We start from the raw sequence: 26,981 nt of genomic DNA, 5'->3' as shown, positions 1-26,981 counted from the left end.
TAAATGTTAATAATTCGTAATCAAACATAACAGAATTTACTTTTTTTGTGATAACTAAAAGAGATAAAAAATGGATACTGACTTATATGCCACTATCAATCAAATGGCACAGCAGTTACAGACATGGCGTCGAGATTTTCACCAATATGCAGAGTCTGGTTGGTTAGAATTTCGTACTGCGACTCTAGTAGCAGAAGAGCTGCATCAGCTTGGCTACCAATTACAACTTGGCAAAGAAGTGATTAAAGCTGACGCTAGAATGGGGCTCCCTTCTCCTGCTGAATTAGAAAAACAAGAAAAAAGAGCAATTGAGCAAGGGGCTCTTACCCAATGGCTAGGGCATTTCTCTGGGGGGTTTACAGGAATTGTCGCGACATTAGATACCGAAAGACCCGGTCCAACTCTAGCTTTCCGAGTCGATATGGATGCCCTTGACCTAAACGAAGACCTTTCGTGCCAACACCGTCCTTACAATGAAGGGTTTGCCTCTTGTAACCCACACATGATGCATGCCTGTGGTCATGATGGCCATACCGCTATTGGATTAGGGCTTGCGCATGTTCTCAAACAATACGAATCCAAACTCTCCGGTCGTATTAAAATTATTTTCCAACCAGCGGAGGAAGGCACTCGCGGCGCGAAATCCATGATGGAGGCAGGTGTTGTCGATGATGTCGATTTTTTTGTTGCTATTCACCTTGGAACTGGAGTCCCACAAGGCGAAGTCGTTTGTGGCAGCAAAAACTTTTTAGCGACAACTAAATTTGATGTTACCTATCAAGGTGTTGCTGCTCATTCAGGTGCAAAACCTGAAGATGGTAAAAATGCATTACTGGCCGCAGCCCATGCGACTTTAGGCTTATATGGCATTCCACGCCATAGTGAAGGTAGTTCTCGAATAAATGTTGGGGTTTTACAAGCAGGGATCGGTCGAAATGTCATTCCAGACTCTGCGTTATTAAAAGTAGAAACTCGAGGTGAAACTAATGAAATTAATGAGTTTATCTATCAAAAAGCCCTAAATATCATCGAGGGTGCAGCCAAGATGCAAGATGTTTCCGTTGATATTAAATTAATGGGCGCTGCACAAAGTAGCCATCCAAGTCCACAATGGGTTGATTTTATTTGCGATTTGGCTCAAGCCCACCTCCCTGAATTCACATCTGTGGTGAAAGACCGCTCCCAAGCCGCGGGCTCTGAAGATGCGACCTACTTTATGGAGCGCGTCAAACAACTCGGGGGACAAGCAACTTATATGATTTTTGGCACCCAGCTCAGCGCGGGTCACCACAATGAGCGCTTTGATTTCGATGAACAAGTGATGACGACCGCCGTTAAAACGCTGTCCACTATCGCCCTGCATTTACCTGAATTCGGAGCTCAAAATGGATAATACATTTACATCATTTATTAATGATTATATTGAAAAAAACCAACATCAATTCACTACATTAAGTGATGATATTTGGGATCATCCAGAAACACGTTTTGAAGAAACTTACTCATCGACTCTGCTCGCTGATGCGTTAGAAAAGGAAGGTTTTCACGTCGAAAGAGGCGTTGGTAATATCGAAACCGCTTTTATCGCAAGTTACGGTTCAGGCACTCCCGTTATTGCACTACTCGGGGAATTCGATGCCCTTGCAGGCCTGAGCCAACATTCGGCATGCAGTGAACCTAGCCCAGTTATTGAAAATGGAAATGGCCACGGCTGTGGTCACAATTTGTTAGGTACCGCTGCCTTATCCGCCGCTTATGCAGTCAAAGCATGGCTAAAAGAAAATAACTTATCGGGTACGGTACGTTTCTATGGCTGTCCGGGTGAAGAAGGCGGTTCAGGTAAAACCTTCATGGTGAGGGAAGGACTATTCAATGATGTTGATGCCGCAATTACTTGGCATCCAGAATCTTTTAGTGGCGTCTTCAACGTCAAGTCTCTTGCTAATATTCAAACGGCTTTTCGTTTTAAAGGTATTGCATCACATGCAGCAAACTCACCTCATCTTGGACGTAGTGCTTTAGATGCAGTAACGCTCATGAATGTCGGCGTTCAGTTTCTACGCGAACACATTATTCAAGAGGCACGCATTCATTATGCCGTCACCAATACGGGCGGTGCCTCTCCGAATGTCGTACAAGCAGATGCAGAGGTTCTTTACCTTGTGCGCGCTCCGCAGCTCGATGAAGCGCAAGATATTTACCAACGCGTTATTAAGATTGCTGAAGGCGCGGCCTTAATGACCGGCACTCAGTTAGAGGTGCGTTTTGACAAAGCATGTTCAAACTATGTACCGAATCGCACTCTAGAACATGCGATGTTTAATCATATTACGGAATTTGGCATCCCTGAATATACAGAACAAGAACGCCAATTCGCTGAACAAATCTATAGCACTTTGACTAAAGATGATTTGCGCAATGCCAAATTGAATGCAGCTCGTAGTGGCGGTGAAAAAGGGATGCTTTGGTGTGAAAGGCAAGGTAATAAAGTACTCACTGACGAAGTGCTACCTTACGTTGAGTCAAAAGAATTAATGTATGGCTCAACAGATGTAGGAGATGTCAGTTGGGTGACCCCTACTGCGCAGTGTTTTAGCCCATGCTTCGCATTCGGTACCGCACTACATACATGGCAGTTAGTCGCTCAGGGGCGCACATCCATTGCTCATAAAGGAATGCTGCTCGCAGGAAAAATTATGGCATCCAGTGCACTTGAGTTGTTCTTAAAACCAGAATTATTAGCACAAGCTAAAGCTGAGTTTCATCAACAAAGACAAACCGCACCCTATCAATGCCCTATCCCTAAAGATGTAACGCCTTCAAAATTAAAGTAGTTCCTTATACTGGCGGGATTTATCCCGCTCAATAGTCATAACAATAACAATGAATACAGACACAAGGAAATTCTATGAGTGACACAACAACTCATCACAAAAGCCCCGGTGCGATTTTTCGCTGGATAGAGCGCGTGGGAAATAAAATACCTAACCCGTTTATTTTATTTGTTTATTTGATTGCGGTACTCATGATTGCTACTGCAATTTTGTCTTGGTTTGGTTTATCCGTTAAAAACCCAGCCAATGACGAAATGGTTAGCGTTAAAAATTTATTAAGCGTTGAGGGATTACAATGGATTTTGCCCAATATTGTTAAAAATTTTAGTAGTTTTGCCCCTCTTGGTGCCATTCTTGCACTGGTGATTGGTGCCGGTTTAGCCGAAAAAGTCGGTTTACTCCAAGCTCTGATGTATAAAATGGCTTCCGGCATTAATAAACGTTATGCCAGCTATATGGTGCTATTTATTGCTTTTTTTAGCCATATCTCTTCTGATGCTGCGCTGGTCGTCATGCCACCCTTAGGAGCGCTAATTTTTATTGCTGTAGGCCGTCATCCTGTTGCTGGCTTACTAGCTGCAATTGCAGGGGTCGCTTCAGGTTTTACTGCTAACTTATTGATTGTCACGACGGATGTCTTATTGTCAGGGATAAGTACAGAAGCGGCCATGATCATTGACCCAAGCCTTCATGTTAGTGTTATTGATAACTGGTATTTTATGGCTACGTCAGTGATTGTACTCACGATTGCGGGGGCACTACTTACTGATAAATTTATCGAACCTCGCCTGCCTATATGGGAAGGCACATCCCATGACCGAATCGAACAATTAACACCAATTCAAAACCGTGGATTATTGATGAGTGGGCTGTCTGCATTAGTTTTTATCGGTCTAGTGGCTTTACTTGTTGTGCCTGAAGGTGCCCCACTACGCGATCCAATCACCAATACAGTGATCCCATCCCCTTTCATTAAAGGGATTGTTCCTGTCATTATTATTTTCTTTTTCGTGGTCTCCATTACCTATGGTGTATCAACAAAGCAAATCAAAAAGCCTAATGATATTCCTGATTTATTAGTTGACCCAATGAAAAGTATGGCAGGGTTTATTGTTATGGTTTTCCCCCTTTCACAATTCGTTGCTTTTTTTAACTGGAGTAACATGGGGAAATTTATGGCGATTGGGTTAACCGACTTACTGGAAGCCCTTGGTATGACCGGAGTACCTGCGTTTATTGGTTTGATGTTCCTATCCGCTTTCCTTTGTATGTTTATCGCAAGTGGTTCAGCTATCTGGTCGATCCTCGCCCCAATATTTGTTCCTATGTTTGTGCTACTAGGTTTTCACCCTGCATTTGCTCAGATTGTGTTTCGTATCGCAGATTCAGCGGTGCTACCACTTGCACCTATGTCACCTTTTCTTCCTCTCTTTTTAGGTTTTTTACAACGCTACTATAAAAATGCACAGCTCGGAACTTATTACACCTTAATATTACCGTATCCTATTGTCTTTTTTATAGTTTGGATGTTATTGCTTGTTGGCTGGTACTTTGCAGGACTGCCTATAGGGCCGGGTGTTTACCCACAACTCAACCCATAAAAAAAGGCGCCTTTCGGCGCCTTCTTATTAACTAATTTAACTAAAAATTAGTCTTCTTTTGTACGGCTCGCGCGACGACGATCGTTTTCAGTCAGGTGACGCTTACGCAGACGAATAGACTGCGGAGTCACTTCAACTAATTCATCATCATCAATAAACTCAAGAGCTTGTTCCAGAGTCATTTTAATTGGTGGTGATAATGTTGTCGCTTCATCAGTACCTGACGCACGCATGTTAGTCAGTTTTTTACCCGTTAAGCAGTTAACTGTTAAGTCGTTAGAACGAGAGTGAATACCAATGATTTGGCCTTCATACACTTCTGCACCGTGACCTAAGAATAACTTACCACGATCTTGTAAGCTGTACAGTGCATAAGCAACTGCTTTACCTTGACCGTTAGAGATCAGAACACCGTTCTGACGACCACCGATTTCGCCTGGGCGAACATCGTCGTAATGGCTGAATGTAGAGTACAGTAAACCAGTACCTGAGGTCATCGTCATGAATTCTGTACGGAAACCAATCAAACCACGGCTTGGGATAATGTAGTCAAGACGCACACGGCCTTTACCATCTGGCATCATGTCACGTAGGTCACCTTTACGCTCACCTAACGCTTTCATCACATCGCCTTGGTTTTGCTCTTCAACGTCTAAAGTAACTTGTTCGAATGGCTCTTGTTTACGGCCATCGATTTCACGAATGATAACTTTCGGACGAGAAACGGCTAATTCGAAACCTTCACGACGCATATTTTCAATCAGAACAGATAAGTGAAGTTCACCACGACCAGAAACACGGAATGCATCTGGGTCTTGAGTTTCTTCAACACGTAGTGCCACGTTGTGCACCAGTTCTTTATTCAGGCGGTCAAGGATTTGACGTGAAGTCACAAATTTACCTTCTTTACCGCAGAATGGTGAGGTGTTAACACAATAGAACATGCTAACTGTTGGCTCATCAACGGCTAATGCAGGCAGAGCTTCAACGCTACCCACTTGGCAAATAGTGTCAGAAATATTCAGTTCACCTAAACCAGTTAGAGCAACGATATCGCCCGCATCGGCTTGCTGTGAGTCAATTCGCTCTAAACCTAAGTGCGTCAGAACTTTACCGATTTTACCGTTGCGAGTTTTGCCTTCGCTATCGATAACAGTGACTTGTTGGTTTGGCTTCACAACACCACGTTTAATACGGCCAATACCGATTACGCCTAAGTAGCTGTTGTAATCTAATTGCGATACTTGCATCTGGAATGGACCATCGATGTCAACTGCTGGCGGCGCAACGTGCTCTACGATAGCTTCGTACAGTGGCGTCATGTCTTCAGCCATTTCAGTATGGTCAAGACCTGCAATACCGTTTAATGCAGATGCATAAACGATAGGGAAATCGAGTTGCTCATCCGTTGCACCTAAGTTCACGAATAAGTCGAATACTTGGTCTACAACCCAATCAGGGCGTGCACCTGGGCGGTCAACTTTGTTGATAACAACAATAGGACGTAAGCCGTGGTCGAACGCTTTTTGCGTTACGAAGCGAGTCTGTGGCATTGGGCCATCCATCGCATCAACAACCAGCAGAACGCAGTCAACCATAGACATAACGCGCTCAACCTCACCACCAAAGTCGGCGTGGCCTGGGGTGTCTACGATGTTAATGTGATAACCATTCCATTGGATAGCGGTATTTTTAGCAAGGATGGTAATACCACGCTCTTTCTCCAAGTCGTTGGAGTCCATAACACGCTCATCAACAGTTTCACGTTCACCGAACGTACCTGACTGCTGCAGTAATTTACCAACCAGTGTGGTCTTGCCATGGTCAACGTGAGCGATGATGGCGATGTTTCTTAAATTTTGAATTGACAAGGATTTTTACCGTTTAATTGACAGGAAAGGAATATGCTTTTTTAGCCGTTATTATCGACCAAAACATACTTTCTACGTTAATTTGCTGTTATTTTACACGTTTTTCCGCAGAAGTGGAATAAATGTGAAACCCATCACTGTATAAAAAGTTTTTAACGAAAAAACATTCAGTTGCATAACAGCGCCAAAATACCCAATAAAATAGTGAGTATCAGCACTAATAATTCACAAAGTAGCAGAATAATACGCTAAAAACTCAATATTAGCAGCCAAAAAAAAGAATATAAAATAGACTTTCTTTCTTAACTACCTTTTTTAATGTCTTTTTGTGTCATTTAGATATATCTAAATTGACTAATTAGATATATCTAAATATAGTGAAACGACAAAATAGATTCGATATATCTAAAGTTACAAACTAAGGAATAACTATATGCTAATTAAATCTTGTCGTCATGTATATTATGCACAGCATGACGAAAATCAGCATGACCACCACCATAACGGCTGTCATGGTAATCATCGTCATGAACACAAAGAATGTTGCCATGGTGAAGGGCGTCATATTCACGAACACAGTGAAGAACGCTGCCATGGTGAAGGCCGTCATAGTCACAGACACAGTGAAGAACGCTGCCACGGTGAAGGCCGTCATGGTCACGGACATGGTGAAGAACGCTGCCACGGTGAAGGCCGTCATGGTCACGGACATGGTGAAAAATGCTGCCACGGTGAAGGCCGTCATGGCCACGGACATGGCGGTGAGCGCCAAAGGGGTCGAGGAAGAGGCAAAGGTCTGCGTCGTCTATTTGACCATGGTGACCTTCATATTATGGTGCTTTCATTAGTTGCCAAAAAACCAAGTTATGGCTATGAGATAATTAAAGATATTCAAGAAGCCTCTAACGGCCTTTATGTGCCTAGCCCTGGTGTAATCTACCCAACTCTTACACTACTAGAAGAACAAGGCTTCTTGGAATCACAAATTGTTGAGCGGAACCGTAAAAGCTTTACTATCACGCCTGAAGGAGCATCGCATTTAGCTCAGAATAAAGACATCGAAGTGGTGATTGCCCGTAAACTGGCAAAAGCACGCGATATGCAACAAGGTGGTAATTTAGCGGAAGACATTGAAATGGCGGTCAGTCGTTTTAAAGCATTATTACGCCATAAAATGGTTTTAAAGCAACTCAATGAAGAACAAACTCGCCAAATTGCATCCATTATCAATGATGCAGTAAAACAAATTGAAGAAGTGAATACGTTACTAACCAATAGTAACGATGAATAATGTAAGAGGCCCATATTCTTTGTTATATGGGCTTTCTTTATATATACGAGTCCTACTCTTCTCGCACCTCAGAATAAATAACATGAAATATTCTGTTTATAGTTTATACTATAAACAATTGAGTATTTGGAATGATAATAACATTTATGAATAATTCAAAAAAAATCTTTTTTATTTCATCTATAGCAATTATAACGGGGCTATTGCTCATTAGTTGCAAAATTAAAAGCGATAACATTTTATCTTACTCTACAAATAATTCTTTTTTTCAATTAGATAAAGAATGTATCGAATCATATAAGGATGAATCAAAAAATAATGAACATATTGTTTTTATAACACTTAGCAATACAAATAATTGCCGGCCTAAACTATATGATTTTCTAACCAAAAATAAAAATAAAAAAATGAATGTTTATTTTAATAACGTTCTTATTCAAAAAAACATTCATTTAGGAAACATCCATTCATTAGATGATGGTTTTTACCAAAATCTAAACAATCAATCTAATTTAAATTTATTTAAATCTTTGATGAATAAGTAAAGTTAGCATAAAGCCACTTTTATATTTAGTACCTAACTTCTATCGTCAGCCCTACTGAATGGCTCTTAAACCTAATCCGGTCTTGTCCTGCCCCATTATTTCCATTAATTCTATATGAGCCAGGCCCCATAGTACGAACGGTTCTATCACCTGAATTGGTTACATATTGTATTTCAGCATCAAATGTTGATTGCAGACTTGATACTGCATCAAATGAAACAGTATAAGCGCTATTCCCTACGTGCGTATGAAGATTAACCCACGGTCCCCATGCTAATGGTGGAGCCCAACCTTGAGATCTTGCCATATATTTATACCCCTATTAACTATGTCGTCACTTTTCCACATAAATATTATGTAAAGTACAAAAATATATTTAGATTCAATACTCAATGTTGCTCAAATATATCCTTATTAATACTGGCATAAGCGAAGAACATAAAATATTATATTTATGATGAATGCATGACATAAATGATTCGCATTTAAAAAACGCACCAAAATAGTGCAAACAACCAACAAAAAGCACCAATTTAGTGCATTTTATTCCATTTTATCATTTTCTCTCCCATCATTTCTTTGTAACAATCAGAATTTACTATAATTTAAAAAGTTGGCATGATTTTCGCTTATATATTTACAGAGCGAATAACAGTGCCTCGTTTTACACGACTCACTACCGCTAGACAAAAAACAACAAGCGCATCATCTAGACGATTGTTGATTAGACCCGACCAGGAGAGCCGAGAATGTCCGCTGAACATGTTTTATCGTTAATAAAAGAGCAAAATGTTAGATTTATTGATCTGCGCTTTACCGATACTAAAGGTAAAGAGCAACACATCACTATCCCTGCTCACCAAGTTGACGAAGACTTCTTTGAAGAAGGCCAGATGTTTGATGGTTCATCTATCGGTGGATGGAAAGGGATTAATGAATCAGATATGGTATTGATGCCAGACCCATCAACCGCGGTTATCGACCCATTCTTTGCTGACATAACCTTAATTATCCGTTGCGATATTTTAGAACCAGGCACTATGCAAGGTTATGACAGGGACCCGCGTTCAATTTCAAAACGCGCTGAGGACTTTTTACGTTCTAGCGGTATCGCTGATATCGTTCTGTTTGGTCCAGAGCCTGAATTTTTCGTTTTTGATGATATCCGTTTTGGCAATAATATGCATGGTAGCTACTACCATATCGATGATATCGAAGCAGCGTGGAATACTGGCACAAAATACGAAGGCGGCAATAAAGGTCATCGCCCAGCAGTACAAGGCGGTTATTTCCCAGTTCCCCCCGTTGATTCATCACAAAACCTGCGCTCTGCAATGTGTACCACAATGGAAGAAATGGGCTTAGTGGTTGAAGCGCATCACCATGAAGTGGCAACAGCAGGTCAAAACGAAGTTGCTACCCGCTTTAATACTATGACCAAAAAAGCGGATGAAACCCAGATTTATAAATATGTTGTTCATAATGTTGCCCATGCATACGGTAAAACCGCAACCTTTATGCCAAAGCCACTCGTCGGTGATAACGGCTCAGGTATGCACTGCCATATGTCTTTGTCTAAAGACGGTGTTAACCTGTTTGCTGGTGACAAATACGGCGGTTTATCTGAGATGGCGCTGTACTACATCGGCGGTATCATTAAACACGCTCGTGCGCTGAACGCATTTACCAACCCAACAACCAACTCATACAAGCGTTTAGTTCCGGGCTTTGAAGCACCAGTCATGCTGGCTTACTCAGCGCGTAACCGTTCTGCATCTATCCGTATTCCGGTGGTTGCCAGCACTAAAGCACGTCGTATTGAGGTACGCTTCCCAGACCCTGCGGCTAACCCATACCTCGCGTTTGCTGCACAGTTAATGGCAGGCCTTGATGGCATTATCAATAAAATCCATCCAGGCGATGCAATGGATAAAAACTTATACGACTTACCACCTGAAGAAGCCAAAGAAATCCCAACAGTTTCAGGCTCTTTAGACGAAGCCTTGGCTGAGTTAGATAAAGACCGTGAATTCTTAACTCGTGGCGGTGTATTCACGAATGACGCCATTGACGCTTATATCGAATTAGTTCGCAGCGATATCCAGCGTGTCCGTATGGCACCACACCCTCTCGAATTTGAAATGTACTACAGTGTGTAACACGCCGTTCCACTGCTAGTCTTTGTTGCCGTGAAGCACTTGCCCCATCTTTTGATGGGGCCTTTTCTCTGTAAAATATTAGCGGAACAAAATCAAATATCGGTTGTTTGGTCTATCAGGTATAATGCACCAAAATAGTGCAGGAGCAACATTACATGAAAACCGAACATTTGCCAGCACCAGAACAACTTCTCGATTCACTAATTAATAGCGTGCTGATTTTGGATTACGACCTGGTTATCCACTATGCCAATCATGCTGCACTCCAGATTTTAACTCAAAGCCAGCGTAAGCTATATGGTACCCCTCTCCCTCTTCTCTTTAGTTATTGTTCACTCAATGATGAACTGATGTTGAGTAGTTTAAAGGAAGGGCATAGCTTTACAGAAAATGAGGTCACACTGGTGTTTAATAACCATTCCCATGTGATGTCTTTCAGTGCTCAGCCATTTTCTGAACAATTTATTTTAGTTGAGCTTTCTCAACTTGATAGTCAACGGCGTCTAAGCCAAGAATTAGCGCAAAATGCCCAACAACTTGCAGCCCGCGAGCTCATTCGCGGACTTGCCCATGAAATAAAAAACCCACTAGGCGGTTTGCGAGGTGCTGCGCAGTTATTATCTAAAGCACTGCCTGACCCTCAACTGAATGAATATACTCAAGTTATCATTGAGCAAGCTGACCGCTTAAGGGCACTTGTCGATAGGTTGCTTGGTCCGCAATATCCGGGTCCTAAAACCCAGCAAAGCATTCATCATATAATGGAAAATGTGACGCGTTTGCTATCCTTAGAAAAGCCGGATAACGTCACACTGGTTCGTGATTATGACCCAAGCTTACCTGAACTCGAATATTACCCTGATCAAATCGAGCAAGTACTACTAAATGTAGCACGCAATGCGCTGCAAGCTCTCGCGGTAACTGGGGGAAATATTACGCTACGGACACGCACCGCATTTCAGGTGATGTTACAAGGTGAACGCTATCGACTAACAGCGCGTATTGATATTGAAGATAATGGCCCAGGTATCCCATTAGCAATTCAAGACACTTTATTTTACCCAATGGTTAGTGGGCGACCTGATGGTACAGGGCTCGGTTTATCTATTGCTCGAAGCTTAGTCGACCAACACGCGGGTAAAATCGAATTTACCAGTTGGCCGGGGCATACCGAGTTTTCTATTTATCTACCAATCAAAAAATAGGAGATATCTATGGCACAGGGAAAAATTTGGGTTGTTGATGATGACAGTTCTATTCGCTGGGTATTAGAACGGGCACTTAGCAGTGCTGAATTTTCATGCACCTGTTTTGATAGCGCTGATGCTGTTCTCGCTGCCTTAGAGACCTCACTTCCTGACGTGTTGTTATCTGATATTCGTATGCCAGGCACAAATGGTATTGAATTACTAAATACTATTAAGCAATCTCATCCCTTACTGCCGATTATTATCATGACGGCGCATTCAGACCTTGATGCCGCGGTCAATGCTTACCAATCTGGGGCCTTTGATTATCTACCAAAGCCATTTGATATTGATGAAACAGTGGCACTGGTCGAACGGGCACTCAATCACAGCCGTGAACAAAATCACACTGATCGGGATACTAAACAGCAGGCTCCTATTGTGTCTTCAACCATGATTGGTGAAGCCCCTGCCATGCAGGAGGTTTATCGAATCATTGGTCGCTTATCTCGCTCATCCATCAGCGTGCTAATTAATGGTGAATCAGGAACAGGGAAAGAGTTAGTTGCTCACGCCTTACATCAGCATAGTCCTCGTGTTAATCAGCCATTTATTGCACTGAATATGGCTGCGATCCCAAAAGATTTAATTGAATCCGAACTATTTGGTCATGAAAAAGGGGCATTTACCGGTGCAACCCAAGTGCGCCAAGGCCGGTTTGAACAAGCCAATCATGGGTCATTATTTTTAGATGAAATTGGCGATATGCCCCTCGATGTGCAGACTCGATTACTACGCGTTCTCGCTGAAGGGCAATTTTACCGGATTGGTGGTTATACTCCTGTAAAAGTGGATGTGCGTATTATTGCAGCAACCCACCAAGATCTCGAAAAACGCGTCAAAGAAGGGCTTTTTCGTGAAGACTTATTTCACCGGTTGAATGTCATTCGAGTACAATTACCACCATTACGCGAGCGTACCGAAGATATCCCACGCCTTGCGCATTACTTCTTACAAAATACCGCTAAGGAGTTAGGTGTAGAGAGTAAAGTGCTACATGCTGATAGCGAAAAAATCCTCCAGCGCTATTATTGGTCGGGTAATGTCCGCCAATTAGAAAATGTTTGTCGCTGGCTCACAGTGATGGCCGCTAGCCAAGAAATTTTACCGCAAGACCTACCGGAAGATTTGCTGGAAGAGCGCCCGATACAAAATACTGAAGAAAATAACCTGAAGGCCAATGAATACGTAATTTTACCTACACATCAAGCCAACTCAGAAGCACAATGGTTTGAATTATTAGAAAAGTGGGCTAATAACGCGTTATCAGCAGGTAAAGACGATTTATTAGCACAAACAATTCCTATATTAGAGCGTACTATGCTAAGTTGCGCATTGACATATACCAAGGGCCATAAACAAGAAGCTGCCCGTTTATTAGGCTGGGGAAGGAATACTTTAACTCGAAAATTAAAAGAATTAGGGCTTGAGTAATTCATTATTTGTTTATGTAAGCCTAATTAAAACAAAAGCATATCATTAAAATAAGGTGGCGAAATAAAAGAATACATCTCCATCTTATTTATGATAATTAGCTTAACATTTAATTTTTTCTCTCAGCCATTGATAATAAAAACAATAAGCAATCACTTATATAGACCATTGAAATGCGATGGTTAATAAATGACATCCATAATAAAAACACCAAAACAAGCATATTTAGACCATCGTGATTTGATATTTATAATGATTTTTCATTATTAGATAATATAAATGACAAACACTTCAAGTATACTCTATATGCTAACGCCTGATAAACCCAAACAATCACCATATAAGAGATAAATTAAATTTATCCACCACTTTATAGGTAATCTTAGTTTTATATCGTTATTTAACTTTAGTAAAAAACCCAGTAAAAATGAAATTTACTTTAAGTAAGCACATGGAGTTAATTATTAACCCATAGTGTGTTAATTACTTATTATGATATTAATCATATTAAAATTTAATTATATTTCACCAAATATAACAAAACTTGTTTATTTTAAAAAATAGATTCAAAATACTCTTCAGTTGAGTAATTGATATTTTCAACCACTCAATGAAAAATAAATAAATTATATTCCGGAGAAAAACAGATGAAAAAGAATTTACTTGCATCATTAATTGCTGCATCCTCAATCTTTGCTATTAATAATGCATTAGCAGCGGATGGTACTATTGATTTTACTGGTGAAATTATTGACCAAGCCTGTGAATTAGCTGCTGGTTCTGATGCATTAAAAGTTAATTTAGGTAAAGTTTCAAAAACCGCATTACCAAGTGCAGGTAGTACTGCTGCCGCCACTAAATTTACCATTAAATTAATTAATTGCCCAACGACTGTAACAAGTGCTTCTGTTAAGTTTGATGCGGATTCTTATATCGGCGATGATGAAGTTATTAAATTAAAAGAAGAAACTGGTGTTGCAACTGGTGTCGGTATTCAAATTACTGATGATGCTAATAAAGTAGTCCCACTATTTACTGCCTCTAAAACATACCCATTAAAAGATGGTGTTGAAAATAATTTAGACTTCAGAGCACGTTATATTGCTAAATCTGACACTGTAACTCCTGGTCCTGCTAACGGCACTGCAACATTTACAATCAATTATAACTAAATAACAAATAAGGTTTAAAAGGAATTAAGCCTTATATAATTATAATCAATGGTGGTATTATGAAATTCATTATCTATATTTTCATTTCTGTATTTACACTATTAAACACTGCATATGCAGGTGTCATTATTGGTGGAACTCGTGTTATTTACAATGAGGGAAACAAAGATGTCAGCATTAGTGTAGAAAATCCAGATAAGATCCCTTATTTAATTCAGTCTTGGATTGATAATATCGATGAAAAAAAACAATCTGATTTTGCTATAACACCACCATTATTTAGGTTGAATCCAGATAACACAAATGCACTTAGAATCTTTCTAACTGAGAATAAACTACCTAATGATAGAGAGTCATTATTCTGGCTGAATATAAAAACGATCCCTGCGACAGAAAGAACAGAAAATTCATTGCAAATTGCATTTAAAACACAAATGAAGCTGATCTATCGTCCAAAAAGCTTAAAGAATGTTGATTTTATTGAAGAACAAAAAAAATTAGTATGGTCTAAGTCAGGAAATAACATTATTGTTAAAAACCCAACTCCCTATTTTATGAACTTTCAAAGCATTAGCTTTAATGGAACTAAAGCAAATGATGTTTCTTATGTCGCACCATTTGCAAGTGCATCTTTTGACGTTAATAACCCTAGTTCTAATGGAATAATTAAATGGGAAGTTATTAATGACTATGGGTCTGCACCAGAAACACTCGAAAAGAAAATATAAACTTATAAAATGAGTTAGGTTACGATATGAAATTAAATAAAATATTTCTTGGCCTATTATTATATTTAGGCTATACGACGGCATTATATGCTGAAGAAAAACCAGATGATACAGTCTATTTTGACCCTGATTTTTTAGAGCTACCTAATAAAGATTCAGTTGACCTATCACAATTTGAAAATGATGAACAATTAGCTGGGGATTACTATGTTGATATCTATGTTAATACCAACCTAATTGGTGCTAAAAGCCTTAAGTTTGATAAAGACAGTAATAACAAGTTAGCTCCTTGTTTATCTCTTAATGATCTCAAAGAATTTGGCATTAAAGTTAATGATTACCCTGAATTGCAACATTCAGGAAGCCACTGTATAAACCTTGCTGCCATTCCTGATGCAAAAAGTGATTTTGAATTTGGTTCACAACGTTTATATCTTAGTATTCCTCAAATTGCCTTGGATAGAAACCCAAGGGGATATGTTGATTTAGCTAACATTGACAATGGAATCAACGCGTTATTATTAAACTATAGCTATAATGGTTCAAAAAATTACGACCGAAAAAATAATGATTCAGATAGTACATCTCATTATGTGAATTTAAGACCCGGTATAAATCTTGGGGCCTGGCGTTTGCGTAACTATACAACATGGTCCAGTAATAATGACCAATCCGGTAAATGGGACACCATTTACACTTATGCATCGCGTGGCATTAATAGTATCAAAAGCCAATTAACTTTAGGTGATAGTGTTTCGCCTTCGATGGTTTTTGATAGTGTGCCCTTTCGTGGTGCACAATTGGCAACAGATGACGATATGTCCCCTGAAAGCTTGCGTGGTTATGCGCCTGTAGTTCGCGGGATAGCACGTAGCAATGCACAAGTAACAATCCGCCAAAATGGCTACATTATCTACCAAACTGAAGTGGCTGCTGGTCCTTTTGAAATTACAGACCTCTACCCAACAGGGGGGAGCGGCGATTTACATGTCACAATAAAAGAGTCTAATGGTAGCGAGCAATACCAAATTGTTCCTTTCGCTTCATTACCCGTATTACAACGTGAAGGGTATTTTTCTTATAGCGTAACTGGCGGTGAATACCGCGCTTATGATAATAGCATTGATAAAACAAAATTTGGTCAGTTCACCTTAATCTATGGCTTGCCTTATGGCATCACCGCATATGGAGGAAGCCAAGTTAGTGAACATTACCAGTCTTATTCCATTGGTGCAGGGCAAAACCTTGGGCGCTTTGGTGCCTTATCAATTGACGTTACTCATGCAAATTCAACGCTCAGTAATGATGTTAAGGAAAAAGGCCAATCATACCGTTTCCGCTATAACAAAAATATCAATGATATTGGTACTAATATCGCATTGGCAGGTTATCGTTATTCCACCAAAGGCTTTTATAGTTTAGCGGAAGTGTTTGATGGTTATAGGGATACAAACTATGCCCCTGAAATTGAACGACGCCGTAATCGTGGTGAAATTACCCTCAGCCAAAACTTAGGGGATAGTTTTGGTTCAATTTCTGTTGGTTATATTAATGAAGATTATTGGAACAGTGACCGAAAAACGCAATCTGCCACGGTGGGTTATAACAATAGTTGGCAAGGTGTCAGTTATAGTTTGAATTATACCTATAACAAAAATACCAATAGCTATTCTTATCGGTCAGGAAGTCGTTCAAAAAGCGAAGATGACCATCAATTAGCGCTTTCCGTCAGCGTACCCTTTTCGGTATTTGACGATACCTTCTATTACAACTTTAACAGTAGTAGCAGCAGTAATAGTGCAAGTACCGGAAGCATTGGTCTTTCAGCATCACAGTTAAATAACCGGTTAAATTGGAGCGTTCAACAAGGCTTTACTACTCGAGACCAAGGCACTAACGGTAATATGAATGCTTCTTATAAAGGCCAATATGGTGAAGTCTCAGGCGGTAGTGGCTACAGCAAAGACAGCTATAACCTCTATTACGGGGTTAACGGTAGCTTAGTCGCACATTCTGGCGGCCTTGTACTTGGCCAACAGTTGGGAGAAACCGCGGCGCTTGTTGAAATTCCTGATGCAGGTGATGTACCGATCCTAAACCAAGCTGGGGTGACTACAAATAACCAAGGTTACGCATTGGTACCTTATGTCACTGCTTATCGCAAAAATATGATCGATATAGATACCTCTGCATTACCTGAGAATACTGAGATGGATTTATCCAGTCGAAGTGTTTCACCAAGCCGAGGGGCTTTAGTCAAAGCGAGCTTTACCGCAAACGTTGGCTACCGCGCAATTATGCTGCTGACTTTTACTGACGGTAAACCTGTACCTTTTGGCGCCCAAGCTATCTTTAACGATAACCCGCAGTTAAACAGTATGGTGGGGAATGATGGCGAAATTTATTTATCAGGCTTAGCTGAAAACGGCAATTTTATTATTCAATATAACGATAAACAACAATGCCAAGTCAATTATAACTTAGCAGGTATATCGAATTATATGGGGTTATATAAAACAGCAGCGGTTTGCCGATAATAAGGAATAAATAATGAAAAATTTTATTTATAAATCGATATTGGCTATGAGTTTTATATATTTATACTCAGGGTATGCTAATGCAGCTTGTACCTTAAACCCAAATTTAAATAATAAATTCGCTAACGTACCGACCGCAGTATATAACATTCAATATGATGATATTACACCTAGAGATTTAGGGTCTCTCCGTGCTGATTTTTCATCTACATCTCAGTGGGTAGCTAGTGATTCGAGTTCTTGTGCTACTTCATACTTAACGGGGAGTTTTATCAATAGCTGGTCACCAAATGCCAATAAAGTTGCCCTATCTAATATTCCGGGTATTGGCATTTCTGTTACAACCGCAGGCATTGGAGCGTTTAATGCTTCATGGGATAAAAACAACTCCAATTATAATATATTAACAACGCATTGGGGCATCACAGTAAAAAAACTTGGTTCGGTAACACAAGGTGGCACATTAAGAGCCGGAAATGTCGCAAGGTTAACCGTAACTTACCGTGCACCAACCAGTGTGACGTGGACTTTAACAACCTTAAATATGCCAACTAATGCTATTCGTATCAATGTGCTTAGCTGTTCATTAAAGAATAATCAGTCAACCTACAATATTGATATGCAAGATTGGTATGATACACAATTTCCCAATATAGGCTCAACCAGCACACCGGTTGATATTCCAATTACATTAACTTGTGCAGCTGGCACCAATATTAAAGCGACTGTCACAAGTTCTAAATATGAAGATGCGGCGACAGGAAAATTAGGGCTAACAGGAGCTGATAGTGCTACTGGTGTCGCAATACAATTATTGGATAAAAATAATAATCCAATCAAGCTGAATACCAAGAACAGCCTGCAAAATAATGTGCCGGCTGGTGATTATATGTTTAATTGGAAAGCTCGCTATATAAAAACGGCAGATAATATCACGCCGGGTACAGCGAATGCCTCCGCTACTGTAAATATCCGCTATGAGTAGGAATAAAAAATGAAAATAATACCTAAAAATTTACTTTTACTTAGTAGCTTAATATTCAGTGGGAATTTATTCGCTGCTAGCACTGTCACGTTGAATTTTACCGGAAATATTAAAGCGGCTACTTGTAATATTACTGGTGGGAATAATATTGATATTGACCTAAAAAGTATTTCTGCAGATGTCTTTAAAAATACCAATTCAGGTTCCCCATGGAAAAACTTTAATATTAGCTTAAATAACTGTTCTACCTATATTAACCAAGTAAAACTGACGTTTACAGGAACCGCGGATACTGCGGATGCAACAAGTTTATACAAAAACCAAGGTACGGCAAGGAACCTAGCTGTACAACTACAAAATGGTAATGGAACAACCGCTTTAGGTAACCAAAAAGTTTTGCAAGTCACTACAAATGGACAAACAAATATTAACATCCCATTAAGAACACGTGCGTTTAGCTCATTAGGTAATGTCACCCCTGGAACTATTTCTGCAAATATTACAGCAACAATTACCTATTTATAAACAGGGAAAAGAATATGAGACACTTTATTTTATTTCTATCACTAATGAGCTGCTCTTTCATTGTTTTTGGGCAAGCTGCGAATATTAAAGTACACGGTACTGTCATAGCTGCGCCTTGTGAACTTGAAAAATCTAATTACCTTATTGATTTAAAAAAGATTAATATTTGGAATATTAAGGATACACAAAAATCGTCATGGGTTGATTTTTCAGTTAAGCTCAAAAATTGCCCTGTAGGAACAAGCCAAGCTGTAATGGCTATATCAGGTACTCCAGACCCAACAACTCCAGAGTATTTTATAAACAACGGGACAGCAAAAAATGTTGCTTTGAATTTAGCAAGAACTGCAAATAAAGCGACTATAAAAAACGGCGATACCATTACAACAAATGTCAACACACAAACTAGAAGCGTAGAAATTCCGTTATCAGCTAGAGTTTCAGGTTATGGTAATGGAATGATTGCAGGGTCTTTTAAAAGCCACTTAGAATTTACATTTACTTATCAGTAATTAAATATAATTTCTTATTACGCCTATATTTATTTTAATAGGAGATACATTATGTCTAATTACTACCCTATTTCCAAAATAGTTGGAAGTAAAATAACATATTATAGAAAAATGAATGGAATGACATTAAACCAGATTGCAAACATAATTGGTGTGAGTGAACAACAACAATCAAGATATGAACATGGTATTAACCGAATAAATTTAGATAGGCTAAATCAGTATGCTGAGATATTTAACATTAGTATATTAGAGTTTTTCATCTTCACTGAAATAGAGAAAGAATATATTAAAAAAGAATTCCCTATAAAAACCAGAGGAAACATCTATGAAGAAATCTAATATAAAAGCATTATTAATGACAACACTATTGTATTCTACATATTCATATTCTGCTTGTATTCAAAACCCAAACTTAAGGAATATTAATGTCAATGTTCCTACACAAACTCATACTATTCAATATGATGATAACTCAACAAGGGATTTAGGTACATATATCATTCGTTTTGCTAATGATAATGTTAAGACATACTCAGGCAAAGATGGTCAATGTGGACAGGCAAGATTACATGGCAGATATATAAATGGTTGGGTGCCAAATGTAAATAAAATAGCCGCCACTAATATTCCAGGTATCAGTGTAGAAATACGAGCCGTATCAGGGGCATTAAATTTTTATGGCCCATATCCAGCCATCGCAGGTAGATTACCATGGGAGCTTACAACACCTAAGTGGGCTTTTACAATAAAAAAAACTGGAAATGTAACGCAGTCTAATGCGCTCACAGCAGGGCCAGTTGGCCGATTAATCCAAGAAAACCCTAACCATATAAATTGGAATATCAGTACATTAAATATACCGATGAATGCCGTGCGAATAAATGTAGCAAAATGCACAACAAAGTCGAACAACTATACCGTTGTTTTAGGTGATTGGTATGACACACAATTTAAGGATATTGGCGCAGTAAGTGCTAGTGTTAATATCCCGATTACCTTAAGTTGTGCTGCCGGAACTAATATTAAAACAACCATTACCAGTAGTGCGGGGTATGTTGATACGCAAACAGGGAAAATCAAGTTATCTGGCACGGGCTCTGCAACAGGTATTGCCATACAACTACTAAATGCAAGTAATGCCCCTATAAAACTAGCTACTAAAAACAATACCATAACTAATTCAGCTGCTGGAGATATCCGGTTCAACTGGAAAGCTCGCTATATTAAAACGGCAGCTAAAATAACGCCTGGGAAAGCGAACAGTACAGCAACAGTCAATATTCGATATGAATAATTGGCCTAGTTTTAAGTATCATATTACGACCATCTAAAATGGGTGGTCATTAAATAATACCATTCCATATAAAAATACAATATCTTGATTTAAACACATGCTTTTTTTTAAATTATCTATATATTAACTATTAAGCTCTAGTTTTTGCCTTATCTATATCTAGTGTAGCCCTGTTGTTTATGATTTATTTTATAAAGGGAAAACATGTCAAAAAATTATTCAATATCCAAACAAATTGGATATCAAATTTATTATCATAGAAAAAAGTTAGGTATTCCTATATCTATTATATCTAAGGAAATAGGAATTAGTCCACAACAACAATCTAGATATGAACGAGGAGTGAATAGAATAAATATAGATAGGTTATCTCAATATGCAGAATACTTTAAGATTGATATTAAATCTTTTTTTCATTTTTTTAGTACTAAAAAAGAGAATTAAACCATATAAGAAACATTAATAATATTAAAAATCCTTAATTAATTTTGTGTTATTAAAATTAGAGAGAACATTATGAAACGAAAAATATCAAAATCTGTTGGTCTAAAAATTAGAGCATTAAGAGAAGCTAATGGTATGAGCGGAAAAGAATTAAGTAGCTTATTAGGTATTAGCCAACAACATCAATCACGTTATGAAAATGGCGAAGTCAATATCCATGTTGATACGATATATCAATTATCTCAGATATTTAATATTGACCCTGCCTATTTTTTAACTGACGAGACAGAAATAAATAAAAATACAGACACCCCACTTAGTAAAAAAAATTATTTTTCTGCTGAGGCGTTAGTATTTTAATATTTAAATATGAGCATCATTATATGCTGATTTATTAAATGTCGGTGCATGACATTATTGCACCGATTTATCTTTGTTGGGATTCATCCAATAACCAATTACGGAATATCATCATCGCAGGTGTACATGGTTTGGACTTCAAGCGACTAAGCCAATAGCCCCCTAATGTCACTGAAATATCAAATGGCTGCACTAAACTCCCAGCACTCAACTCATGTTCAAACATACAACTCGGTACCAATGCCACACTATCCGTTAATAACGCAGCTTCAACCATTAGACGAGACGAGTCAAACACAGGCCCTTTCACTCGCCACGGCTCTAAACCTGCGGCAAGAAACCATTTTTCCCATTCATCTTTACGGTATGAGCGTAATAAATGATGCGCTTTTAAATCTAGGGGAGTCGTTAAGCGGTTAGCCATTTTCTCAGAGCATAACACAGTATGCGATGCGCTAAATAATGGAATATTCTCAGCCAGAGGCCATAACCCCTCCCCAAAGCGTATGGCAAAATCAACACCTTCTGCCGCCAAATTGACTACGTTATTATGTGTCATAATCCGTAAATCAATATACGGGTATAAATTAGAAAATTTTGATAATTGAGGTAGTAACCAACCCACCGCAAATGTTCCCACTACTGATATACTCAACACTTCATGGTAGTGCCCATCATCAAACTGCTGCAATAAAGACTCAATTTGGTCGAAAGAACGACTCAACACAGGTAGGAGAGCTAAGCCTTCATCTGTTAAGGCCAACCCTCTAGGTAAGCGGATAAATAATTCTAAACCTAGTTGCTCTTCTAATAACCGAACCTGCTGGCTTACCGCCGCTTGGGTCACATTCAATTCCATACCTGCTCGCGTGAAACTTAAATGGCGGGCAGATGCTTCGAATGCACGCAAAGCATTTAAAGGTAGTCGATGACGATAATTCCCTGACATAAGATTTTCTTTTACCTCATCGAACTTTATATCGTTTTAAATGAAGGCGTAAAACACGCATACTGCTATACAACAACGGTATAACAGCCTAGAAATCTATACTAAAGCACTTCAGTTATGCAATGAAGTTCTTCCTTATTTATATTAGCAACAACTTAAACTTTTATTTAATTGGACTACCTATGAGAAATGTTTTTCGTCAGGGGCGGATTTTTGCCGCTCTTAGCTTAGCCTTAACCACAATTTCAGCCAACGCGCTAACTCAACAAAACGTTGATAACATTATTAAACCACTAATGAAACAACAACAGATACCCGGAATGTCGGTGGCAATCTCGATTGAAGGAAAGCACTATTTTTATCATTACGGTGTATTGTCTAAGCAAAACAAAGCCCCTATCAATAACAACACATTATTTGAAATTGGCTCTCTTTCGAAAACATTTACAGCAACATTAGCCGCTTATGCACAAGAACAAGGTAAATTAGATTTCTCACAAAAAGTGAGTCATTACCTACCCGAGTTAACAGATTCAGCATTTGACCATATCACCGTGATGAACTTAGCCACCCACACCTCTGGATTACCATTATTTGTGCCGGAGACCATTACGAATTCAGCTGAATTAATAAGCTATTACCAACATTGGCTCCCTGAAAAAACCATTGGAGAATATCGTTCTTACTCAAATTTAGGTACTGGATTATTAGGCATCGTCACCGCTAAACAACTCAAAATGCCATTTGAACAAGCGATGGAAAAATTAATGCTGCCTTCACTGGGGCTCAAACATACCTATATTCATGTCCCTAAGCACCAAATGAAAAATTATGCTCAGGGTTATAATAAGAAAGATCACCCATCGCGAGTGGCACCACAGATTTTAGATGCCGAATCCTATGGTTTGAAATCTACTGCCAAAGATTTGATCCGTTTCTTAGATATTAATATGCAGACGGTAAAAGTCGCAAAATCATGGCAAGAAGCGGTAGAAGATACCCACACAGGCTTTTATCTAACAGATTCATTTGTACAAGATATGATGTGGGAAAGTTACCCGTGGCCTGTCTCTTTATCACAATTACATCAAGGTAACCGTGATGAAATGGCATTACAACCACAGAAAATCGAAGCAATTAAACCGGCAATGCCGCCAGAAACGCGAGCGTTCTACAACAAGACAGGCTCCACAAATGGTTTTGCAGCTTATGCCGCCTTTATCCCTGAAGAACAAATCGGCATCGTGATTTTATCCAATAAATGGTACCCAATTTCCGACCGCATCACCGCAGCTTATCAATTAATTGAAAAGATTAATGAATAAATTAGATTTCTGACGAAGAGTAGATGCTCTAAATAGTTCGTTCTGTAGCTAGGCGGCAAGAGAAACTAAGCCCTAGGAGCATACATAAAGTATGTGACTAGGGTTAGTGAACGTAGCCAACAACGCTACAGCATAAAATATGACGAAGAGTAAATGCGCTAAATAGTTCGTTCTGTAGCTAGGCGGCAAGAGAAACTAAGCCCTAGGAGCATACATAAAGTATGTGACTAGGGCTAGTGAACGTAGCCAACAACGCTACAGCATAAAATATGACGAGGAGTAGATGCTCTATATAGTTCGAGTGCCACTAGGCGTCAAAGTGAAAACAGCGCGGGGAGCATACGCTAAGTTGTAACTAAGGTTAGTGAACGTAGCCAACAACGCTACAGCATAAAATATGACGAAGAGTAAATGCTCTAAATAGTTCGTTCTGTAGCTAGGCGGCAAGAGAAACTAAGCCCTAGGAGCATACATAAAGTATGTGACTAGGGTTAGTGAACGTAGCCAACAACGCTACAGCACGAAATATGACGAGGAGTAGATGCTCTATATAGTTCGAGTACCACTAGGCGTCAAAGTGAAAACAGCGCGGGAAGCATACGCTAAGTTGTGACTAAGGTTAGTGAACGTAGCCAACAACGCTACAGCATAAAATATGACGAAGAGTAAATGCTCTAAATAGTTCGTTCTGTAGCTAGGCGGCAAGAGAAACTAAGCCCTAGGAGCATACATAAAGTATGTGACTAGGGTTAGTGAACGTAGCCAACAACGCTACAGCACGAAATATGACGAGCATTCAGATGACGCGGGAAAACTGCCGCTGCCTCATCTGCCTACGCAAATACACATCAAAACACATGCAAATATTACGAATAAGTAAACGTCCTTGAGGAGTCACCTTAATCCCTGTTTCGCTAATTTCGACTAGGTCATCTTCTGCCATTGGTATCAATAAGTTTAAGTCTTCTGCAAAGTAAGATTTAAAATCAATTGGATATAGTGCTTCTATTTGTGCGAAATTCAGTTGGAAATTACAAATTAAGGTTTTGATAACATCACGACGTAAACAGTCATCATCCGTTAATACCAACCCACGCCACAGCGCATGCCCCTGCTCTTCGACTTGTGCATAATAGGTTTTTAAATCTTTTTGGTTTTGAGCGTAGTTATCCCCTAACATGCTAATCGCCGAGACGCCGAGCCCTAACAGATCACAGTCCCCTTGGGTGGTATATCCTTGGAAATTACGGTGCAGTATGCCTTCACGCTGGGCTACCGCAAGTTCATCTTCTGGGCGTGCAAAGTGATCCATACCGATAAATTGATAACCATTTCCAGTGAGTGTAGCTATCGTATCTTGAAGAATATCCAGTTTTTGCTCTGCGCTTGGCAGATCTTCATCTTTAATTTTACGCTGCGCTGCAAACAAATTAGGTAAATGTGCATAATTAAATACACTTAATCGGTCAGGTGACAGCTCTGCCACTTTTTTCAGGGTAAAAGCAAAACTTTCTGGCGTTTGCTTTGGCAAGCCATAGATAAGGTCAATACTGGTTGAAGTAAACCCTGTTTCTTTTGCTCGCTTAATTAGAGCAAAAATAAACTCTTCATCTTGCTCTCGGTTAACCAATACTTGCACTTCTTTATTAAAGTCTTGTACCCCCATACTCAGGCGGTTAAACCCTTCAGCGCGTAAATGGTCTATCATATCCAACTCAATTTCACGCGGGTCGACTTCAATCGACATCTCTACGTTATCTGCAAAATGAAAGTGCTTTTTCAATAAACCGACTAGATGGCTAACTTGCACTTTATCAAGATAAGTTGGTGTACCGCCTCCCCAGTGCATCTGAGTAACAATACGTCCTTTTAATAAAGCTGCACGCTGAATAATTTCTTTTTCAATGACTTGTAGGTATTCATCTGCTTTATGTTTTTGGCGAGTAACTAATTTATTACAGCCACAGAAATAACAAAGCTTATGGCAAAAAGGAATATGAACGTAGAGCGATAAAGGACGGTCGGGATAACGCTGAGTTGCTTGAACAAACGCACTTTCGTCATAATCTTGGTTAAATTCCAAGGCAGTGGGGTACGATGTATAACGCGGCCCTGAATAATTATATTTTTGAATGAGAGCGAGGTCCCAAACAATATTTTGCTCTGACATAACATTCCTCAATTGACCAAAAGCTTAAACCATCACAACGGGTTGCACCTTATTTAATTTGTTATTCGGTGATGTGAAAATTTTATAGCATACATAACGTTATAGACTCTAAATATTTCAAGTTGTGGCTAGGCGGCAAGTGAATGAGTCGCTAAAAGTATACATAAGTATATGACTAGAGCGAATGAGCATAGCCAACAACGCTGCAACTTGAAATATGACGAGTATAAAGATGTTAAAGAAAAGAGACTTGATGCAACATCAAAGAAAAGTGTATTTATGAAAAATAATAGCGACATCCCCCGAATATACGAGGGATGGTTAAACGAAGTTATTTACTTTTTAAGATACGCATGATGTCATCGAGTTTTTCTTCGTCTTCTTCCTCTTCTTCTTCAGCATATTCTATGCCTAAAATGTTCATCAGCTCATCAATACGGTCTAAACAAGTATTGATATATTTCTGTTCTTCTGCGGTAACGGTCTCACCATCTTCCAAACGTGCTAACAAACCATCTAAACGGTCATCACTTTCTAACAATGCTAACTCAGCTTCAGGGGTTAATTTTTCTTTAACCACTGGCTGTTTTTTCTCAACCACAGGTTTAGTCGCTGAGTTATCATCAACAATTAAAGGCACTGGTTTTTTACTGCCTAAGCGTGGGTCAACAATGTTATTTTGCCCATTATTTTGGCTGCTTGATGACTTATCTTGGTAGCGACTACCTGATTTATTACCACGATGTTTACTTTCGCGCTTACGCTCACGACCTTCTGCGTTCAATTCTTCTTTCGTTTTACGGTATTTTTTCTTTGGCTTACTTGCCGGTTTTTTTGGTGAATTCATGGCCTGATACCTTGATAAAGTCAGTTTCTGCTGCGAAATCTAGCAGTTTCCCATGAAGGGGGAAAGTACTAGTTTGCAATTTCAGTAGATTTTTATCTCACCTGACCTTCACAGCAGTAGTTTATTAATTATACCCTAAATAATTTGC

The 26,981-nt window shown here is 39.2% G+C and carries 24 protein-coding genes; 19 read left to right on the top strand and 5 right to left on the bottom strand.

Annotated features, from left to right (window positions below; genetic code table 11):
• Nucleotides 1-70 precede the first annotated feature (70 nt).
• From P3L56_RS01540 to abgT, 3 genes are all read left to right on the top strand, one after another.
• The gene (locus P3L56_RS01540) at nt 71-1,393 is read left to right on the top strand and encodes a M20 family metallo-hydrolase (protein ID WP_129466945.1); all 1,323 of its coding nucleotides are present in this window, start codon (nt 71-73) and stop codon (nt 1,391-1,393) included.
• Nucleotides 1,386-2,834 carry a M20 family metallopeptidase gene (locus P3L56_RS01535; protein ID WP_198861071.1) on the top strand — a complete coding sequence of 483 codons (1,449 nt, stop codon included), beginning with the start codon at nt 1,386-1,388 and terminating at the stop codon, nt 2,832-2,834. Before P3L56_RS01540 ends, P3L56_RS01535 begins: the two co-directional genes overlap by 8 nt.
• 74 nt (nt 2,835-2,908) lie before the next feature.
• Entirely contained in the window at nt 2,909-4,435 is a 1,527-nt protein-coding gene (gene abgT, locus P3L56_RS01530; protein ID WP_042847702.1) for a p-aminobenzoyl-glutamate transporter, read from the top strand.
• Between the two features lie 47 nt (nt 4,436-4,482).
• Here abgT and typA read toward each other — a convergent pair whose 3' ends face one another.
• On the bottom strand, nt 4,483-6,306 hold the full coding sequence (typA, locus tag P3L56_RS01525) for a ribosome-dependent GTPase TypA (RefSeq protein WP_042847704.1): 1,824 nt from the start codon (nt 6,304-6,306) through the stop codon (nt 4,483-4,485).
• 433 nt (nt 6,307-6,739) lie between these two features.
• Between typA and P3L56_RS01520 the strand changes: the two genes are divergently transcribed.
• Entirely contained in the window at nt 6,740-7,597 is an 858-nt protein-coding gene (locus tag P3L56_RS01520; RefSeq protein WP_272678572.1) for a PadR family transcriptional regulator, read from the top strand.
• Between the two features lie 146 nt (nt 7,598-7,743).
• On the top strand, nt 7,744-8,142 hold the full coding sequence (locus P3L56_RS01515; protein WP_042847710.1) for a hypothetical protein: 399 nt from the start codon (nt 7,744-7,746) through the stop codon (nt 8,140-8,142).
• 25 nt (nt 8,143-8,167) lie between these two features.
• Here P3L56_RS01515 and P3L56_RS01510 read toward each other — a convergent pair whose 3' ends face one another.
• Entirely contained in the window at nt 8,168-8,449 is a 282-nt protein-coding gene (locus P3L56_RS01510) for a colicin Z C-terminal domain-related protein (RefSeq protein WP_129466943.1), read from the bottom strand.
• Nucleotides 8,450-8,891: 442 nt separating this feature from the next.
• On the opposite strand from P3L56_RS01510, the gene glnA reads away from it, so the two are divergent.
• The 13 genes from glnA (at nt 8,892) to P3L56_RS01445 (ending at nt 21,542) form a co-directional block, all read left to right on the top strand.
• The gene (gene glnA / locus P3L56_RS01505) at nt 8,892-10,301 is read left to right on the top strand and encodes a glutamate--ammonia ligase (RefSeq protein WP_042847713.1); all 1,410 of its coding nucleotides are present in this window, start codon (nt 8,892-8,894) and stop codon (nt 10,299-10,301) included.
• Nucleotides 10,302-10,456: 155 nt separating this feature from the next.
• A complete protein-coding gene (glnL, locus tag P3L56_RS01500) occupies nt 10,457-11,506 on the top strand; it encodes a nitrogen regulation protein NR(II) (RefSeq protein WP_042847714.1) in 1,050 nt (349 codons plus the stop codon).
• Nucleotides 11,507-11,515: 9 nt separating this feature from the next.
• Nucleotides 11,516-12,982, top strand: coding sequence for a nitrogen regulation protein NR(I) (gene glnG, locus P3L56_RS01495; protein WP_131680886.1), 1,467 nt, complete (start codon nt 11,516-11,518; stop codon nt 12,980-12,982).
• A gap of 647 nt (nt 12,983-13,629) precedes the next feature.
• The gene (locus P3L56_RS01490) at nt 13,630-14,154 is read left to right on the top strand and encodes a fimbrial protein (protein WP_042847716.1); all 525 of its coding nucleotides are present in this window, start codon (nt 13,630-13,632) and stop codon (nt 14,152-14,154) included.
• Nucleotides 14,155-14,213: 59 nt separating this feature from the next.
• Nucleotides 14,214-14,882, top strand: a complete 669-nt coding sequence (locus P3L56_RS01485) for a molecular chaperone (RefSeq protein ID WP_048605455.1) — start codon at nt 14,214-14,216, stop codon at nt 14,880-14,882.
• 26 nt (nt 14,883-14,908) lie between these two features.
• The gene (locus P3L56_RS01480; protein WP_048605456.1) at nt 14,909-17,419 is read left to right on the top strand and encodes a fimbria/pilus outer membrane usher protein; all 2,511 of its coding nucleotides are present in this window, start codon (nt 14,909-14,911) and stop codon (nt 17,417-17,419) included.
• 13 nt (nt 17,420-17,432) lie between these two features.
• Nucleotides 17,433-18,404 carry a fimbrial protein gene (locus tag P3L56_RS01475; protein ID WP_042847719.1) on the top strand — a complete coding sequence of 324 codons (972 nt, stop codon included), beginning with the start codon at nt 17,433-17,435 and terminating at the stop codon, nt 18,402-18,404.
• A 9-nt stretch (nt 18,405-18,413) separates the two neighbouring features.
• Complete coding sequence (locus P3L56_RS01470) at nt 18,414-18,929, top strand: fimbrial protein (RefSeq protein WP_131680889.1); 516 nt, start codon at nt 18,414-18,416, stop codon at nt 18,927-18,929.
• A gap of 14 nt (nt 18,930-18,943) precedes the next feature.
• Nucleotides 18,944-19,441, top strand: coding sequence for a fimbrial protein (locus P3L56_RS01465; protein WP_042847721.1), 498 nt, complete (start codon nt 18,944-18,946; stop codon nt 19,439-19,441).
• 51 nt (nt 19,442-19,492) lie between these two features.
• On the top strand, nt 19,493-19,783 hold the full coding sequence (locus tag P3L56_RS01460; protein ID WP_048605457.1) for a helix-turn-helix domain-containing protein: 291 nt from the start codon (nt 19,493-19,495) through the stop codon (nt 19,781-19,783).
• Entirely contained in the window at nt 19,770-20,738 is a 969-nt protein-coding gene (locus P3L56_RS01455) for a fimbrial protein (RefSeq protein ID WP_166685425.1), read from the top strand. The genes P3L56_RS01460 and P3L56_RS01455 overlap by 14 nt, the downstream gene beginning before the upstream one ends.
• Before the next feature lie 204 nt (nt 20,739-20,942).
• Nucleotides 20,943-21,182, top strand: a complete 240-nt coding sequence (locus tag P3L56_RS01450) for a helix-turn-helix domain-containing protein (RefSeq protein ID WP_042847724.1) — start codon at nt 20,943-20,945, stop codon at nt 21,180-21,182.
• A 72-nt stretch (nt 21,183-21,254) separates the two neighbouring features.
• The gene (locus P3L56_RS01445) at nt 21,255-21,542 is read left to right on the top strand and encodes a helix-turn-helix domain-containing protein (RefSeq protein WP_129466941.1); all 288 of its coding nucleotides are present in this window, start codon (nt 21,255-21,257) and stop codon (nt 21,540-21,542) included.
• Nucleotides 21,543-21,609: 67 nt separating this feature from the next.
• On the opposite strand, the gene P3L56_RS01440 is transcribed toward P3L56_RS01445, so the two are convergent.
• Nucleotides 21,610-22,491 (bottom strand): LysR family transcriptional regulator, encoded by an 882-nt coding sequence (locus tag P3L56_RS01440; RefSeq protein WP_042847728.1) that lies wholly within the window; start codon nt 22,489-22,491, stop codon nt 21,610-21,612.
• Nucleotides 22,492-22,673: 182 nt separating this feature from the next.
• Between P3L56_RS01440 and ampC the strand changes: the two genes are divergently transcribed.
• Nucleotides 22,674-23,816 carry a class C beta-lactamase gene (gene ampC / locus P3L56_RS01435; RefSeq protein WP_210831989.1) on the top strand — a complete coding sequence of 381 codons (1,143 nt, stop codon included), beginning with the start codon at nt 22,674-22,676 and terminating at the stop codon, nt 23,814-23,816.
• A gap of 796 nt (nt 23,817-24,612) precedes the next feature.
• Here the strand turns inward: ampC and hemN are convergent.
• Both hemN and yihI read right to left on the bottom strand, forming a co-directional pair.
• Entirely contained in the window at nt 24,613-25,986 is a 1,374-nt protein-coding gene (hemN, locus tag P3L56_RS01430; RefSeq protein WP_166686116.1) for an oxygen-independent coproporphyrinogen III oxidase, read from the bottom strand.
• Nucleotides 25,987-26,317: 331 nt separating this feature from the next.
• Nucleotides 26,318-26,833 (bottom strand): Der GTPase-activating protein YihI, encoded by a 516-nt coding sequence (gene yihI, locus P3L56_RS01425; RefSeq protein ID WP_048605465.1) that lies wholly within the window; start codon nt 26,831-26,833, stop codon nt 26,318-26,320.
• Nucleotides 26,834-26,981 lie beyond the last annotated feature (148 nt).

It is taken from the genome of Providencia sp. PROV024, assembly GCF_032709665.1.
Taxonomy (GTDB): domain Bacteria; phylum Pseudomonadota; class Gammaproteobacteria; order Enterobacterales; family Enterobacteriaceae; genus Providencia; species Providencia huashanensis.
This window is presented reverse-complemented; position numbering and strand designations above follow the sequence as displayed.

Bases quoted from the DNA above. Each gene is read 5' to 3' on its own strand.
- P3L56_RS01485 (WP_048605455.1), top strand. From the start codon at position 14,214: ATGAAATTCATTATCTATATTTTCATTTCTGTATTTACACTATTAAAC.
- glnG (WP_131680886.1), top strand. From the start codon at position 11,516: ATGGCACAGGGAAAAATTTGGGTTGTTGATGATGACAGTTCTATTCGC.
- ampC (WP_210831989.1), top strand. From the start codon at position 22,674: ATGAGAAATGTTTTTCGTCAGGGGCGGATTTTTGCCGCTCTTAGCTTA.
- P3L56_RS01480 (WP_048605456.1), top strand. From the start codon at position 14,909: ATGAAATTAAATAAAATATTTCTTGGCCTATTATTATATTTAGGCTAT.
- yihI (WP_048605465.1), bottom strand. From the start codon at position 26,833: ATGAATTCACCAAAAAAACCGGCAAGTAAGCCAAAGAAAAAATACCGT.
- glnL (WP_042847714.1), top strand. From the start codon at position 10,457: ATGAAAACCGAACATTTGCCAGCACCAGAACAACTTCTCGATTCACTA.
- P3L56_RS01440 (WP_042847728.1), bottom strand. From the start codon at position 22,491: ATGTCAGGGAATTATCGTCATCGACTACCTTTAAATGCTTTGCGTGCA.
- P3L56_RS01490 (WP_042847716.1), top strand. From the start codon at position 13,630: ATGAAAAAGAATTTACTTGCATCATTAATTGCTGCATCCTCAATCTTT.
- hemN (WP_166686116.1), bottom strand. From the start codon at position 25,986: ATGTCAGAGCAAAATATTGTTTGGGACCTCGCTCTCATTCAAAAATAT.
- P3L56_RS01460 (WP_048605457.1), top strand. From the start codon at position 19,493: ATGTCTAATTACTACCCTATTTCCAAAATAGTTGGAAGTAAAATAACA.
- P3L56_RS01535 (WP_198861071.1), top strand. From the start codon at position 1,386: ATGGATAATACATTTACATCATTTATTAATGATTATATTGAAAAAAAC.
- P3L56_RS01470 (WP_131680889.1), top strand. From the start codon at position 18,414: ATGAAAATAATACCTAAAAATTTACTTTTACTTAGTAGCTTAATATTC.
- glnA (WP_042847713.1), top strand. From the start codon at position 8,892: ATGTCCGCTGAACATGTTTTATCGTTAATAAAAGAGCAAAATGTTAGA.
- P3L56_RS01520 (WP_272678572.1), top strand. From the start codon at position 6,740: ATGCTAATTAAATCTTGTCGTCATGTATATTATGCACAGCATGACGAA.
- P3L56_RS01515 (WP_042847710.1), top strand. From the start codon at position 7,744: ATGAATAATTCAAAAAAAATCTTTTTTATTTCATCTATAGCAATTATA.
- P3L56_RS01455 (WP_166685425.1), top strand. From the start codon at position 19,770: ATGAAGAAATCTAATATAAAAGCATTATTAATGACAACACTATTGTAT.
- P3L56_RS01475 (WP_042847719.1), top strand. From the start codon at position 17,433: ATGAAAAATTTTATTTATAAATCGATATTGGCTATGAGTTTTATATAT.
- P3L56_RS01445 (WP_129466941.1), top strand. From the start codon at position 21,255: ATGAAACGAAAAATATCAAAATCTGTTGGTCTAAAAATTAGAGCATTA.
- abgT (WP_042847702.1), top strand. From the start codon at position 2,909: ATGAGTGACACAACAACTCATCACAAAAGCCCCGGTGCGATTTTTCGC.
- P3L56_RS01540 (WP_129466945.1), top strand. From the start codon at position 71: ATGGATACTGACTTATATGCCACTATCAATCAAATGGCACAGCAGTTA.
- P3L56_RS01465 (WP_042847721.1), top strand. From the start codon at position 18,944: ATGAGACACTTTATTTTATTTCTATCACTAATGAGCTGCTCTTTCATT.
- P3L56_RS01510 (WP_129466943.1), bottom strand. From the start codon at position 8,449: ATGGCAAGATCTCAAGGTTGGGCTCCACCATTAGCATGGGGACCGTGG.
- P3L56_RS01450 (WP_042847724.1), top strand. From the start codon at position 20,943: ATGTCAAAAAATTATTCAATATCCAAACAAATTGGATATCAAATTTAT.